Below are 228 nucleotides of genomic sequence, written 5' to 3'. Positions count from 1 at the left end.
GCCCACAGCTGCGCCAGCACCGTCTCGAGCTCCCCGCGCGGCGCCTCGTAGCCCCGCCGCGCATACGCATCGTCCTGCGGCGCCGGCAGCGCCCGGCGGTCCAGCTTGCCGTTCACCGTCAGCGGCAGCGCCGCCAGCGGCACGAACGCCGCCGGCACCATGTAGTCCGGCAGCTGCCCCACCAGATGCGCGCGCAGCGTCGCCGCAAGCTGCGCTTCCTGCGCCTCC

1 protein-coding gene is annotated in these 228 nt (G+C 75.9%); it reads right to left on the bottom strand.

Annotation, left to right across the window (positions count from 1 at the left end):
- A partial coding sequence (locus VSR82_RS40575) for a hypothetical protein (protein ID WP_498858989.1) occupies positions 1-228 on the bottom strand: 228 nt, incomplete at both ends.

The sequence above is a fragment of the Burkholderia sp. JPY481 genome, assembly GCF_038900515.1.
Lineage (GTDB): Bacteria > Pseudomonadota > Gammaproteobacteria > Burkholderiales > Burkholderiaceae > Paraburkholderia > Paraburkholderia youngii.
The sequence above is the reverse complement of the archived record's forward strand: the minus strand, read 5'-3'. Positions and strand labels throughout refer to the sequence as shown.